General features: G+C 71.5%; 13 protein-coding genes. 5 read left to right on the top strand and 8 right to left on the bottom strand.

The features are described from left to right. Nucleotides 1-170: 170 nt before the first annotated feature. The 4 genes from A3862_RS10955 to A3862_RS10940 form a co-directional block, all read right to left on the bottom strand. Nucleotides 171-1,862 carry a methyl-accepting chemotaxis protein gene (locus A3862_RS10955; RefSeq protein WP_043759447.1) on the bottom strand — a complete coding sequence of 564 codons (1,692 nt, stop codon included), beginning with the start codon at nucleotides 1,860-1,862 and terminating at the stop codon, nucleotides 171-173. Nucleotides 1,863-2,000: 138 nt separating this feature from the next. Next, nucleotides 2,001-2,978 (bottom strand): sigma-70 family RNA polymerase sigma factor, encoded by a 978-nt coding sequence (locus tag A3862_RS10950; RefSeq protein WP_052083689.1) that lies wholly within the window; start codon nucleotides 2,976-2,978, stop codon nucleotides 2,001-2,003. Between the two features lie 61 nt (nucleotides 2,979-3,039). After that, nucleotides 3,040-3,456 carry a cupin domain-containing protein gene (locus A3862_RS10945; RefSeq protein WP_043384020.1) on the bottom strand — a complete coding sequence of 139 codons (417 nt, stop codon included), beginning with the start codon at nucleotides 3,454-3,456 and terminating at the stop codon, nucleotides 3,040-3,042. A 31-nt stretch (nucleotides 3,457-3,487) separates the two neighbouring features. Continuing rightward, nucleotides 3,488-4,237 (bottom strand): SDR family oxidoreductase, encoded by a 750-nt coding sequence (locus tag A3862_RS10940; RefSeq protein ID WP_043759449.1) that lies wholly within the window; start codon nucleotides 4,235-4,237, stop codon nucleotides 3,488-3,490. Between the two features lie 639 nt (nucleotides 4,238-4,876). Between A3862_RS10940 and A3862_RS10935 the strand changes: the two genes are divergently transcribed. The 4 genes from A3862_RS10935 (at nucleotide 4,877) to A3862_RS10920 (ending at nucleotide 7,249) form a co-directional block, all read left to right on the top strand. Next, nucleotides 4,877-5,206, top strand: coding sequence for a CsbD family protein (locus A3862_RS10935; protein WP_111474336.1), 330 nt, complete (start codon nucleotides 4,877-4,879; stop codon nucleotides 5,204-5,206). Nucleotides 5,207-5,583: 377 nt separating this feature from the next. Then, nucleotides 5,584-6,057: a VOC family protein gene (locus tag A3862_RS10930; protein ID WP_111474335.1), complete on the top strand. Its 474-nt coding sequence runs from the start codon at nucleotides 5,584-5,586 to the stop codon at nucleotides 6,055-6,057. 28 nt (nucleotides 6,058-6,085) lie between these two features. Then, nucleotides 6,086-6,910 (top strand): 2-keto-4-pentenoate hydratase, encoded by an 825-nt coding sequence (locus A3862_RS10925; protein WP_111473583.1) that lies wholly within the window; start codon nucleotides 6,086-6,088, stop codon nucleotides 6,908-6,910. A gap of 102 nt (nucleotides 6,911-7,012) precedes the next feature. Next, the gene (locus tag A3862_RS10920; RefSeq protein WP_043353327.1) at nucleotides 7,013-7,249 is read left to right on the top strand and encodes a hypothetical protein; all 237 of its coding nucleotides are present in this window, start codon (nucleotides 7,013-7,015) and stop codon (nucleotides 7,247-7,249) included. Nucleotides 7,250-7,265: 16 nt separating this feature from the next. Here the strand turns inward: A3862_RS10920 and A3862_RS10915 are convergent, their stop codons facing one another. After that, the gene (locus A3862_RS10915; RefSeq protein ID WP_043353334.1) at nucleotides 7,266-7,973 is read right to left on the bottom strand and encodes a response regulator; all 708 of its coding nucleotides are present in this window, start codon (nucleotides 7,971-7,973) and stop codon (nucleotides 7,266-7,268) included. After that, nucleotides 7,970-8,563, bottom strand: a complete 594-nt coding sequence (locus A3862_RS10910; protein WP_210274645.1) for a MarR family winged helix-turn-helix transcriptional regulator — start codon at nucleotides 8,561-8,563, stop codon at nucleotides 7,970-7,972. The genes A3862_RS10915 and A3862_RS10910 overlap by 4 nt, the downstream gene beginning before the upstream one ends. A gap of 140 nt (nucleotides 8,564-8,703) precedes the next feature. Between A3862_RS10910 and A3862_RS10905 the strand changes: the two genes are divergently transcribed. Then, complete coding sequence (locus A3862_RS10905) at nucleotides 8,704-10,071, top strand: 8-oxoguanine deaminase (protein ID WP_111473582.1); 1,368 nt, start codon at nucleotides 8,704-8,706, stop codon at nucleotides 10,069-10,071. Between the two features lie 33 nt (nucleotides 10,072-10,104). On the opposite strand, the gene A3862_RS10900 is transcribed toward A3862_RS10905, so the two are convergent. Both A3862_RS10900 and A3862_RS10895 read right to left on the bottom strand, forming a co-directional pair. Beyond that, entirely contained in the window at nucleotides 10,105-11,778 is a 1,674-nt protein-coding gene (locus tag A3862_RS10900) for a formate--tetrahydrofolate ligase (RefSeq protein ID WP_043384032.1), read from the bottom strand. Between the two features lie 258 nt (nucleotides 11,779-12,036). Continuing rightward, nucleotides 12,037-12,996 (bottom strand): OmpA family protein, encoded by a 960-nt coding sequence (locus A3862_RS10895; RefSeq protein WP_111474334.1) that lies wholly within the window; start codon nucleotides 12,994-12,996, stop codon nucleotides 12,037-12,039. Nucleotides 12,997-13,028: the final 32 nt, after the last annotated feature.

The raw sequence follows: 13,028 nt of genomic DNA, 5'->3' as shown, positions 1-13,028 counted from the left end.
AACGGGTCGTGCAGGCGAAGGCCGACGGCCTGCTCAAGGCCGTCGGCCGAGGACGCCCCGGTCTCAATGGGCGCCACACGCCCCCCCCGCAATCCGCGCCCTGCCCCCGCACCGCCGTCGGGCCGGCCCGCGCCGCGAGGGCGGACCGGGAGGATCCGGCCAGAGACTCGTCAGGCGGCGCGGACGGTTGCGAGGAAGCGGGCGACCTCGGCACCGAGATGCTCGGACTGGCGCGAGAGTTCGGAGGCGGAGGCGAGCACCTGGCTGGCCGCGGCGCCGGTCTCCTCGGAGGCCTGCGCGACGCCCGCGATGGTGCCGGTCACCGCGGTGGTGCCGGTCGAGGCCTGCGCCACGTTGCGCACGATCTCCTGCGTCGCCGCCCCCTGCTGCTCCACCGCCGCGGCGATCGAGGTCGCCACGCCGTCGATCTCCCGGATCCGCCCGGTGATCCCGCCGATCGCCGTCACCGCCTGCCCGGTCACCTCCTGCACCGCGCCGATCTGCCGGGCGATCTCCTCGGTCGCCTTGGCGGTCTGCTCGGCCAGCGCCTTCACCTCGGCAGCCACCACCGCAAAGCCCCGCCCCGCGGCGCCGGCCCGCGCCGCCTCGATCGTGGCGTTGAGCGCCAGCAGGTTGGTCTGCCCGGCGATCCCGGAGATCATCCCGACCATGTCGCCGATCCGGGCGGCGGTCTGGCTGAGCGCCTGGACCAGGGCGGCGGTCTGGTCGGCCTCGCCCACCGCCGATTGCGCGAGCCGGGCCGAGCCGGTGACCTGCCGGCCGATCTCCTGCACCGACGAGCCCAGCTCCTCCGCGGCGGCCGCCACGGTCTGGACGTTGGCGGCGGCCTCTTCCGCGGCCGCCGCCACGGCGGTGGATTGCGAGGCCGTCTCCTGGGCGGTGGCGGTCATCTGCCGGGCGGTGGCCTGCAGCTCCGTGGCCGAGGACGAGACCATGCCGACGACGCCGCCGACCGCCCGCTCGAACCCGTCGGCGAGTTCGATCATGGTGCGCCGGCGCGCCTGGGCCGCGGCCGCGTCGGCCAGCCGCTTGACCTCGGCCTCCTCGGCGGCCTTGCGGGCGACCAGGGCCTTGATCCCCTCCACTGCCCGGCCGACCGCGCCGATCTCGTCGCCCCGGCCAGCCTCCCGGATCTCCGCCTCGATCTCCCCTTGCGCCATGCGTCGCAGGACGACGACCAATCTGCCGAGCGGGCGCGTGATGCCGACGATCGTCACGAGGGCGGCCGCAGCGAGCCCGACCAGCAAGCCGAGCGCGCTGAACGACACCAGGGAGATGCGGGTGGCGTTGGTCTGCTCGGTCAGTTCGGCCGAGCCCTTCTCCATCGCGCCATCGATGTCGTTCCCGAGCTTCGAACTGCCCTGCACCAGGGCGACGAAGGTCGGGTCGATCGTACGATGGACCAGCGCGAGGGCCTCGGCGTTCCGGCCCGCCAGGCAGAGCTGGCGAACCTCGGAAACCTGCTGGACGAACTGATGGATACGGGCCGCCTGCTCGTCGATGCGCGCGCCAAAATCCGGCGCGAGTCGGCGCAGGTCGGCCAGAGCCTTTGTCAGGGTGGGGATGGCGTCGTCGAATCCAGTGTTGGCCACCTTCATCTGAGCTTCGTCTGTCTCAGCGAGGATGCGATACACCCAGTAATTCATCTCGAAGACGCTGCGATTCAGGCGACGCGCCGTTGCAACCGCCTTCGCATCGCGATCGATGAAAGAACTGTAGGCCTTATCGATCTGGCCGATCCGCGCCTGCGCAAACCAAATACAGCCACCGATCACTCCACCGATAAGCACGATGACCGCTGACAGCTTTGTCAATATTTTAGCGTTGGAGAGCAAGGACATGGTTCCACCTGTGTGCATCAGGCAAAACGTCAACGAACACGATTAAATTTCGGTTCAAATTTCCGTGATGCGGAGAGAGCCAGCGCGATCCCGGCGCCTCGGGGCCGGGCCGATGCGCGGCCGCTCTCGGCGATGCGGTCAAGGAACCGCCCCTCCCGGGCGCCGCTCCCCGGATCCGCGCGGTTGCGGCTCCGCATGCGGCCCGGTGCCGGCTGCGCCCGCCACAGGGGGCAGGACCTGACGGAGCACATGGCGGAGCTTGTCGGGGTTGCGGGTGATGTAGAGGGCGGCGATCCGACCGTTCTCGATGGCGAGCGCGGTCGTCTGAAGGAGATCGCCGCGTTCCCGGCTGATGTATCCCGGCAATCCGTCGATCCAGACCGGCGCGACCATCGCGGCCCGCTCGGGCCCCCATTTGCGCCGGACGCCCGCGAAGAGACGGAGCAGGCGCTCCGACCCGACGATGGGGTTGGGAAAGGCCAGGACCTTGCCGCCGCCGTCCGAGCAGAGCACCACGTCCTCCGCGAGCAGCGTGCGCAGGGTCGCGATGTCCCCGCTGGCGGAGGCCGCGAAGAACGCGTGGGCGATCCGTTCGCCCTCCTCCCGCGCCACGGGAAAGCGCGGCCGTGCGGACTGCACGTTCCGGCGGGCGCGCACCGCGAGCTGACGCACGGCGGCCGCCTCCCGATCAAGCGTGTCCGCCACCTCGCCGAGCGGGATGCCGAACACGTCGTGGAGCAGGAAGGCTGCGCGCTCGAGGGGCGAGAGGCGTTCCAGCGCCATCATCAGCGTCAGCGTGAGATCGTCCTCGTCCACGCCGTCCTCCCCCGTCTCGACCAGGGGCTCCGGCAGCCAGGCGCCGACATAGGTCTCCCGGCGGGCGCGGGCCGACTTCATCTGGTCGAGGCAGAGCCGGGTCACGATGCGGGCCAGAAACGGATACGGGGCCGCGACCGCGCCCCGATCCGCCGCGATCCAGCGCAGCCACGTGTCCTGCACCATGTCCTCGGCCTCGCTGCGGGAGCCGAGCATGCGGTAGGCGATGCGCAGGAGGCGCGGACGATGGGCCTCGAAGGTGGCGGTCGCCGCGTCGGTCTGCGTGTCGGTCGGCGGCATGGGATCTGTCTGCGGAGCGATGGCGAGACCCGGGGATCCTCGCACGCGGCCGGAGGGGGTGTCACCGCCGGTCCGGCACGGTCAGGTCGCGGTCGTCCGTGTCGACGACGAACACCGCGAGAAGGCGGGACGGCTCCGTGGCGCTGGCATTGGCGCTCACGGCATGGTGGTCGCCCGGCTGCTCCACGAAGCTCTCGCCGACCCGGAAGATCTGCTCAGGCCCGTCGTTGATGCGGCTGCGGATCGCGCCCTCGATCACGGTCGCGGTGATGAAGGCGGAGCGCGCATGCCTGTGGGCGGGGGAGGACCCGCCCGGCCCGTACGCGACGAGGACGCCGCGCAGACTCTTGCCGGGGATGCCCGGCAGGGGGTGGTCGAAGATCGTCGTGACGCGGGCCTCGCCGGCCCGCAGCTCCGCCGCCCCGACCGGGAGCGCGAAGCCGGCCAGGCAAGCGGAGAGGATGAGTGCTTTGACCATGGGGGTTCGTCCAGCGTGGTGAAGGAGGCCGTCAGACGGTCGCGAGCCAGGTCGCGAAGCGCGTGGATCCGAGGCGCGCCGCGGCAGCGTCCTCGGGAACGAGCGAGCCCTTCTCCAGGGCGGCGCCGAAATACCGTGCGCCGCGGTCGGCCGACACCGCCCGGCGGTCGCCGGCGGCGGCGGCGCATCGGGCGACGAAGTCGCGGAAGGGCAGCCTGTCCGGTCCGGCGATCTCGATCGTCCGGCTGCGGGGCTCGTGGACGGCGACCTCCGCCAGCGCGGCCGCGACGTCGGCGGCGGCGATGGGCTGGAAATCGGCGTCGGGGACGACGATGCGATCGCCCACGACCGACGCCGCGGTGATCGTGGCGACGAACTCGAAGAACTGGGTTGCACGAACGATCGTGTAGGGCAGGCCGGACGCCACGATCAGCCGCTCCTGCGCGACCTTCGCCCGGAAGTATCCGTTCCCGTCCAGGCGATCCGTGCCGACGATCGAGAGGGCGACATGGTGCGTCACGCCGGCCCGACGCGCGGCGGCCAGGAGGTTGCGGCTCGACCGCTCGAAGAAATCGAGCACCGCCGCATCCTCGAAGGACGGTGCATTCGCGACATCGACCACGACCTCGGCGCCGACGAGAACCTCGGCGAGCCCCTCACCCGTCAGGGCGTCGACGCCCGTCCGCGGGGAGGCGGCGACGGCTTCGTGTCCCCTGCGGCCGAGTTCGGCGGTCAACTGCCTGCCGATCAACCCGCTCCCGCCGATCACAACCACCTTCATGACGCGCGTCTCCTGCGTGAACCGGGCGGCGCGGCGGGGTGCCGCTGAGGCGCTCGTTCGACGTCAAGACGAGGGGACGACGCGGGATGTGACATGCCGTCGGAGAAAAAGGCGATGCCGCCGTGTGGGACGCCGTCCATGGCCACCACCGGACGCCAGCCCCCCCTCCGGGCTGAGCGTCACGGGGTCGATCCGGGCCTCCCCCATCAAGCCGACCCGGAGGGCGTTCCAGCGGACAGTCCTGGCCAGACCCGGCCAGTCCCGTGACGGTCTCGCCGACCGTGTCGGCGCCGGCACCGATGCGTCCGCGGGCGACCGGACGGCCTCAGCCGCCCTTCGCCGTCGCGGCGACGTCCGCGCCTCCGACCAAACCGCCGATCCGCACAGGGTCCCGATTGAAGACGTCCGCGCCGGCGTCGCGTGCGGCTCAACCGATATCGCCTTCCGCGCGACCCCGACGGGACAGCGCGCCATCCCGGAATGGCCAGGGTCCGTGGCGGAAGCCTGGACCCACTGGACTGGACCGCTCGCCGGAACGCTTGGAGGAGGCCGCCGTTGCACCCGTCGCGAGAGGGTGGGCGTCGGGCTTGCGAGACCGCAGCCGATGCCAGCCCGAGACAGGATGTGAAGGACAGCGCGATGATCGACACGGACAGGATCACGGGGGCCGCGCGCGCGTTCGGCGGCACGGTTCAGGGCTCGGTTGGCGACCTCGCCGGTTCGAACCGCCATGCGGTCGAGGGCCGGCTCCGCGAAGCGCAGGGCACCGCCGAGAACCTCTACGGTCAGGCCAAGGACGCGGTCCGGCACGCGGCCGACGAGATCTCGGACCACGCCGCGGAGGCCTATGGCCGGAGCCGTGCCTACGCGTGGGAAGGTCACCAGACCTCCGTCGCCTGGCCCCACGCTTCCTTGCTCGTCGCCGGGCTCGCGGGCTTCGGTCTGGGCTTGCTCGTCAGCAAGCTCTGAGCCGCGACGCCCGCTCGCATCGACACCGTCGGCGGCGTGGCACTCGCGGATCTCCCAGGCGGGGCCGCTCGCGGGGCCCGCGCGGCCGATGATCGGCCCGCGTCCCGGCCGGGCCTCCACGGCGCCGGGCAAAACGGTCCCCGCGCGGTCGATCGCGCGGCGACGCAAATCCGTGCGGCCAACCCGACCGGCCGGTCCCGCGTGTCGGTCTTTGCCGGGTCGACCTCTCATGGTTGTATGGGGGCGTGCCGCGGCCCCTGTCGGCCGGCGGCGAGGCCCGCCCGTCGGCACGGCACGGGAACGGCAAGGGAGGCACCGCAATGGCCAGCGTGGTCGCCGAGGATCAGGACGCCCGGAACGCGCTCGGCGAGAGCGAAATTCCCAAGGCCACGATCTGCCTCTGGTACGACACGGAGGCCGAGGCGGCCGCCCGATTCTACGTCGCGACCTTTCCGGACAGCGCCATGGGCGCGATTTACCGGGCACCGGCCGATTACCCGTCGGGCAAGGCGGGGGACGTGCTGACGGTGGCGTTCACGGTGGCCGGCATCCCGTGCATCGGCCTGAACGGCGGTCCCGCCTTCCGGCACAGCGAGGCCTTCTCGTTCCAGATCGCCACGGACGACCAGGCGGAGACGGACCGGCTCTGGACCGCCATCGTCGACAATGGCGGGCAGGAGAGCGCCTGCGGCTGGTGCAAGGATTGCTGGGGCATCGCGTGGCAGATCACGCCACGCGTGCTCACCGCCGCGCTGGCGGCCGGCGGCGCGGAGGCCCAGCGCGCGTTCACGGCCATGATGACCATGGGGAAGATCGACGTCGCCGCGATCGAGGCGGCCCGGCGCGGATGACGTCGCGTCGGCCTGGACCCTGTTGCCGATGACCGAGCCGATATCCGCCGCGGCCCACGCGCGCACCATCCTGGCCGCGCACGAGCATCGCCGCCCCATCGCACCGCTGACCGGCTGGGATCCGACCTTCGACCTGCCGGCGGCCTACCGGGTCGCCGAGGCGATCCGGTGCCTGCGTGCCGGGCGCGGCGAGCGGAATGTCGGCTACAAGATCGGCTTCACCAACACGACCCTGTGGGAGCGGTACGGCGTCCGGGCGCCGATCTGGGGGCATGTCTACGACACGACCCTGCGCGACCGGGCCGCCCTGGGCGGACCGGTGCCCCTCGCGGCCTTCGTCGAGCCCCGGATCGAGCCGGAGATCGTGTTCGGTCTGGCACGCGCGCCGGAACCCGGCATGGATGCCGAGGCGCTGATCGCCTGCCTCGACTGGGCCGCGAGCGGCTTCGAGATCGTGCAGTCGCTCTATCCGGGCTGGCGCTTCGCGGCGCCCGACACCGTGGCGGCCTTCGGGCTGCACGGGTTGCTGGTGGTGGGCGAGCGGGTGCCGGTTCCGGCGGCCGCGCGGCGCGGCTGGATCGGCGACCTCGCGGGCTTCACCGTCGACCTGCTGCGGGACGGCGCCGTCGCCGACCGGGGCGGCGGCCGCAGCGTCCTCGGGACGGGACCGCTCGCCGCCCTCGCGCACTTGGTCGATGCGCTGGCTAACGATCCGGTCGCCCCGCCGCTCGCAGCCGGAACGGTCGTCACAACCGGCACGCTGACAGACGCGCTTCCGGTCGCCTCCGGCCAGCACTGGAGCACGCGGCTCGACGGGCTGCGGCTTCCCGGCATCGACCTTGCCCTGATCTGAAAGACCCGGCACGGGTTATCGTGCCAGGATCGTGTCGTTTCCCGGGCCGGCTCCGGGACTCTGGCATTGGTGATGGTTAGCCGACATGCCAAATGCTGAGCCATGCCTGGACGCCTGCGGCGACGCCACACGACCTTCCTCGTCTCCGTCACCGTGCAGGGCTCCAGCCCGGCATCCGGCGCCACGGTCTACGCGGTGATGAAGCCCAGCGCCGCGGAGGCGCTGGAGGCCGTCCGCCCTCTGGTCGACCCGTCGGCCACACTCGCCGTCGTGGGCAGCCTGTCCACCCGGATCGCCAAGGCCCTCAAGCTGAAGCGCGACGAGCCGCGGGTGGTCTGAGCCGCCCGGTTCCGGCTCAATCCACCGCGAGCCGGTAGCCGACGCCCCGCACAGTCTGCAGGAAGACCGGATTGGCGGGGTCGACCTCGGTCTTGCGGCGCAGGCGGTTGATCTGCACGTCGACGGTGCGCTCCGCCGCGGCCCCGCCCGGGCCGGCGAGCTGCTCGCGCTCGACATTGGCGCCGCCCGCCATCGCCAGGATCGTCAGGATCTCGCGCTCGCGCTCGGTGATGCGGATCAGCTCGTCGTCCCGGCGCAGCTCGCCCCGGTCGACCCGGAACGCGAACGGCCCGAAGGTCACCGCCTCGGCGGCCGCCGCGCGGGGCCGCGCGCTGCGCTTGATGATGTTGTTGAGCCGCAGCGTCAGCTCCCGCGGCTCGAAGGGCTTGGGCAGGTAATCGTCCGCGCCGATCTCCAGCCCCATCACCCGGTCGTTCGGGTTGGAGCGGGCGGTGAGCATCAGGATCGGCACCCGCGACGTCTCGCGCACGCTGCGGGCGTAGTCGAAGCCGTTCTCGCCGGGCATCATCACGTCGAGGACCATGGCGTCGAACACGACGCTCTGGGCCCGGGCCCGCGCCTCCGCGGCGCTCGCCGCGGCGGTGACCCGGAAGCCCTGGTCGGTGAGGTAGCGGGCGAGCAATTCGCGCAGCCGGCGGTCGTCGTCGACCACGAGGACGTGGGGCGCCTCGTCGGGCAGGTCGGCCCGGGCGGCATTGCTCACGCGCACTCCTCCCCGGCGACGCGCCCGTCGCTCCCGCCCCCGCGCCGCGCCATCAGGCGCTGGACCGCCGGGCGGTCCTCCGGCTCGATCATCGCCATCAGGAAATCCTCCGGGGAGCCCCGGGCATCCGGCGCCGCGAGCGCCCGGGCGAGGCGGCGGGCCTGGACCCGCGTGAGGTCGGCTGCGAGACGGGCGCCGGCCTCGGTGCAGTAGAGGAGGCGCTGGCGCCGGTCGCTGGAACCGGGTTTCTGCGCGACGTAGCCCTGCCCGATCAGGTCCTTGAGCACCCGGTTCAGGCTCTGCTTGGTGATGCGCAGGATGTCGAGGAGTTCGGCGATGGTCAGGCCGGGATAGCGGTCGACGAAGTGCAGCACCCGGTGGTGGGCCCGGCCGAAGCCGTAGGCGGCCAGGATCCGGTCGGGATCGCCCACGAAATCCCGGTAGGCGAAGAACAGAAGCTCGATCAGGTCGTCGCTGCCGAGGGCGGCCGGCGCGGCACCCGGGACGGGTTTCGCCGCGAAGATCGCCTCGCGCGGGGCTGTCCGTGTCACGGCGCGGCCGCTCCCAACGGGTGATAGGTCAGTCCCCATGACGTTTCTCAAGGCGGCCCGGGCCCGTCAACCCTGACCGGGCCGGCCGGGGCGCCGGCCGGCGGCGATCCTCAAGCGGGATTGCCGCCGGTCCGGCCCCTCCGCTACGCAGGATCCTCGATCGACGGGAGCGGACGGACATGGCCGAGGTAGCTGAACCGGGACCGGGACGCCTCTGGATCCGCGATCCGCGCGCCATCCTGGCCGAGGGCGCCGGGGGCGGGATCGTCGTGGCGGGCACCCGGATCGTCGAATGCGTGGCGGCGGGCGCGAAACCCGCCGCGCCCGTGGACGAGACCTTCGACGCCTCGCGCCACGTGGTCATCCCGGGGCTGATCAACACCCATCACCACGCCTTCCAGACGCTGACCCGCGCCCACCCGCTGGCGATCAACAAGCCGCTCTTTCCCTGGCTGAAGGCGCTCTACACGGTCTGGGGGCGGATCACCCCGGAGGCGTTCCGGCTCGCCACGCAGGTGGCCTTCACCGAGCTGCTGCTCTCGGGCTGCACCACGGCGGGCGACCATCACTACCTGTTCCCGAAGGGGCTGGAGGATTCGATGGACGTCCAGGTCGCGGAGGCCCGGGCCCTCGGGATCCGGGCCGCGATCACCCGCGGCTCCATGAGCCTGTCCGACCGGGAGGGCGGGCTGCCGCCCGAGAGCCTGACCCAGGACGACGACACGATTCTTTCGGATTGCGAGCGGGTGCTGAACCTGTTCCACGACCCCGCCCCCGGCGCGATGGTGCAGGTCGCGCTCGCCCCCTGCTCGCCCTTCGCGGTGACCCGGCGTCTGATGCGCGAGAGCGCGGCGCTCGCCGCCCGGCACGGGAGCCGGCTGCACACCCATCTCGGCGAGACGCTGGACGAGGACGCCTATTGCCAGCAGATGTTCGGTTGCCGGCCGGTGGAGTACCTCGAGGAGGTCGGCTGGCTGAACGACCGGGTCTGGCTCGCCCACGGCATCCACTTCACCGATGCCGAGGTCGCCCGGCTCGGCAAGGCCGGGGTCGGCGTCTGCCACTGCCCGACCTCGAACATGACCCTGGCCTCGGGCCGCTGCCGCACCTGCGAGCTGGAGGCGGCGGGCTCGCCGGTGGGCCTCGGTGTCGACGGCTCGGCCTCGAACGACAGCTCGAACCTGATGGAGGGCGTGCGCCACGCCCTGATGATCAACCGGCTCACCTACGGGGCGGAGGCCGTGACGCATCTCGACGCCCTGCGCTGGGCCACCGAGGGCTCGGCCGCCTGCCTCGGCCGCACCGATATCGGCCGGATCGAGCCGGGCCGGGAGGCGGACCTCGCCCTGTTCACCCTGGACGAGCTGCGCTTCTCCGGCGCCCACGACCCGCTGGCGGCTCTGGTCCTGTGCGGCGCCACCCGGGCCGACCGGGTGATGGTGGCGGGCCGCTGGCGGGTGATCGACGGCCAGCCGCTCGGGGTCGATACCGGGATGCTGCGCGAGGCGCATTCCCGGCTGGCGGTGGACCTGTTCGGAGCGGTGTAGAGAGCGAGCCCTGACCCGCCCCGCGCGTGATCCTCAGAACAGCCCGTCGATCTGCCCGTTGGCGTCCAGCCGGATTGTGTCGGCGGCGGGCACCCGGGGCAGGCCCGGCATGGTCATGATCTCCCCGCAGATCGCCACCACGAAGCCGGCGCCGGCCGAGAGCCGGACGTCGCGCACGCCCACGATGTGGCCCTCGGGGGCGCCCATCAGGGTCGGGTCGGTGGAGAACGAGTACTGGGTCTTGGCCATGCAGATCGGCAGGTTTCCGTAGCCGTCCTTCTCGAAGGTGGCGAGCTTGGCCTGAGCCTTCGTCTCGATCTGGATGTCGGCGGCCCCGTACAGCTTGGTGGCGATCGCCCGGATCTTGTCGGAGAGGCGGCTCTCCGTCTCGTAGGCGTGGCGGATCGGCGCCGGCTCGGCCTCGGAGAGCTTCACCACCGCGCGGGCCAGCTCCTCGGCCCCGGCCCCGCCCTCCGCCCAGTGGCGGCAGGTGATCGCCTCGACGTCGAGCCGCTCGCGGCACAGTTCCTTGAGCTTGGCGTGCTCGGCATCGGTGTCGGCGTAGAAGTGGTTGACGCCGACCACCACCGGCAGGCCGAAGCCGCGCAGATTGGTCACGTGCCGGGCGAGGTTGGCGAAGCCCTTCTCCAGGGCGTCGATGTTCTCGGCCCCGAGGTTCTTCTTGTCGACGCCGCCATGCATCTTGAGGGCGCGGATGGTCGCCACCACCACCACGGCCGAGGGGGTCAGCCCCGCCTGCCGGCACTTGATGTCGAGGAACTTCTCGGCGCCGAGATCGGCGCCGAACCCGGCCTCCGTCACCGTGTAGTCGGCGAGCCGCAGGCCGGCCCGTGTGGCGATCACCGAGTTGCAGCCATGGGCGATGTTGGCGAAGGGGCCGCCATGGATCAGCGCCGGGTTGCCCTCGAGCGTCTGCACGAGGTTGGGCTGCAGGGCGTCCTTGAGCAGCACCGTCATGGCGCCGGTGGCCTTCACGTCCTTGAGGGTGACGAGCTTGCGGTCGCGGGTCTCGGCGATCACGATCCGGCCGAGGCGCTCCTCCAGGTCGGCGAGGTCCTTGGCGAGGCAGAACACCGCCATCACCTCGGAGGCCACCGTGATGTCGAACCCGTCCTCCCGGGGGAAGCCGTTGGCGACGCCGCCGAGCGACTGGGTGATCTGGCGCAAAGCCCGGTCGTTCATGTCGACGACGCGGCGCCAGTGGATGCGGCGCACGTCGATGTTGAGCTCGTTCGCCCAGTAGACGTGGTTGTCGATCAGCGCGGCCGCGAGGCTGTGGGCCGACGTGATGGCGTGGAAGTCGCCGGTGAAGTGCAGGTTGATCTGCTCCATCGGCACGACCTGGGCCTTGCCGCCGCCGGCGGCGCCGCCCTTCATGCCGAAGCACGGCCCGAGCGACGGCTCGCGCAGGCAGATCATGGTCTTCTCGCCGATGCGGTTCAGGGCGTCGCCCAGGCCCACCGTGGTGGTGGTCTTGCCCTCGCCCGCGGGCGTCGGGGAGATCGCCGTGACCAGCACGAGCTTGCCGGGCTTCCGGCTCTCCAGCCCGGCGATGTAGCCGTGGTCGATCTTGGCGATGTGCTTGCCGTAATTGTGGAGCGCGTCATCCGGGATGCCGAGCTTCTCGGCGACCTGCGCGATCGGCTTCAGGGTCGCGGCGCGGGCGATCTCGATATCTGACGGCATGGGCCTTCCTCCCTGACTCGCGGGCGCGATGCCCGCCCGCCGGCTCTTGCCGTGCGAATTTCCTGCCGTGCGGGCTGCGGCTTGGCCGCCCGCGAACGGCTGCGCACTGTGCGTCAAAGCCCGGGAAAATGCGCGTCGATTTTTATGATATGGCGGACAAAATACTCTTGTCGCCCCCGACGTCCCCAGCTCCGACGCACGGAGCGGGTCCGGACCAGCGAGACGCCCGGTCGAGGCCTGCCATCGGCGCCTCGGCCGTCAGAACCTGACCAGCTCGACGCGCCGGTTCTTCGCCCGTCCCTCCGCGCTGTCGTTGGCGGCGACCGGGCTGGACGCCCCGAAGCCCCTGGCCTTCAGCCGATCCCTCGCGACGCCGGCGGCGACGAGCTTCGCCATGACCGCCTTGGCACGGCCGTCGGACAGGGCCTGGTTGTGCGCGGCGGCTCCGGTCTCGTCGGTATGGCCGTTGATCGCGAGCCGCAGGCCGGGATTCGTCCGCAGCAGGCCCGCCACCGCGTCGATCTGCGGGGCGGAGGCCGGCAGGATCTCGGTCCTGTCGGTGGCGAAGTTGACCTGGATCACCGCCTTTCCCGTCGTGTCGAGGTCCTGCTTCAGCTGCTCGGCGGGCAGGAGGGCGGCGGTCTGGAGAAACGGCTTGGTCTCCAGGATGGTCCAGGCCGCGTTGTTGCTGCCGGGCACGAAATGGACCCAGATCTGCCGGTCCGGCCGGCGGATCACCCAGGTCTGCACCGGCTCGTTGTAGACATTGCCCAGGCCCTCATACATCCCGATCCGGATGTCCTCGGGCAGCGTCTCCGTGAGGGAGGCGGGGATCCTGCTGTCGGCGATCTTCCGGCCGCCGGCCTGTGTCAGCACGGCCTCGATATTCTTCTTCAGCTCATAGGATGCGTAGGTCTTGCCGTCCTTGGTGCCGATGAGGGACAGGAAGACCTTGCCCTCGACCTCGTGGAGCGCCGTGCCGGTCCAGAACAGGAAATGCCCGAAAGCGCGGGTCTCGGGCGGGTTCAGCGGCTGGTAGCCGTCGGGGAGCGCGAAGTAGGGAAAGCCGCCGAGCGGCGCGTTCGAGACGGGGACGGCCTCCAGGATGGACGCAGCCGGCCCGGACACCGTGTCCTGCGCGCTCGCAGGATCGGCCGGGATTCCGGATGCCGCATAGGCGAGGGCCAGCAGGATCCAGACCGGCTTCAGCGCTTTCACGATCCACTCCGACAGGTTGCGGAGGCGCGAGC

This window comes from Methylobacterium sp. XJLW (assembly GCF_003254375.1).
GTDB classification, from domain to species: Bacteria; Pseudomonadota; Alphaproteobacteria; order Rhizobiales; family Beijerinckiaceae; genus Methylobacterium; species Methylobacterium fujisawaense.
This window is presented reverse-complemented; position numbering and strand designations above follow the sequence as displayed.

Excerpts from the sequence above, each read along its gene's own strand:
- A3862_RS10945 (WP_043384020.1), bottom strand. The coding sequence starts at position 3,456 with ATGGTCAAAGCACTCATCCTCTCCGCTTGCCTGGCCGGCTTCGCGCTC.
- A3862_RS10925 (WP_111473583.1), top strand. The coding sequence starts at position 6,086 with ATGACCGAGCCGATATCCGCCGCGGCCCACGCGCGCACCATCCTGGCC.
- A3862_RS10935 (WP_111474336.1), top strand. The coding sequence starts at position 4,877 with ATGATCGACACGGACAGGATCACGGGGGCCGCGCGCGCGTTCGGCGGC.
- A3862_RS10920 (WP_043353327.1), top strand. The coding sequence starts at position 7,013 with ATGCCTGGACGCCTGCGGCGACGCCACACGACCTTCCTCGTCTCCGTC.
- A3862_RS10950 (WP_052083689.1), bottom strand. The coding sequence starts at position 2,978 with ATGCCGCCGACCGACACGCAGACCGACGCGGCGACCGCCACCTTCGAG.
- A3862_RS10905 (WP_111473582.1), top strand. The coding sequence starts at position 8,704 with ATGGCCGAGGTAGCTGAACCGGGACCGGGACGCCTCTGGATCCGCGAT.
- A3862_RS10955 (WP_043759447.1), bottom strand. The coding sequence starts at position 1,862 with ATGTCCTTGCTCTCCAACGCTAAAATATTGACAAAGCTGTCAGCGGTC.
- A3862_RS10910 (WP_210274645.1), bottom strand. The coding sequence starts at position 8,563 with ATGGGGACTGACCTATCACCCGTTGGGAGCGGCCGCGCCGTGACACGG.
- A3862_RS10940 (WP_043759449.1), bottom strand. The coding sequence starts at position 4,237 with ATGAAGGTGGTTGTGATCGGCGGGAGCGGGTTGATCGGCAGGCAGTTG.
- A3862_RS10900 (WP_043384032.1), bottom strand. The coding sequence starts at position 11,778 with ATGCCGTCAGATATCGAGATCGCCCGCGCCGCGACCCTGAAGCCGATC.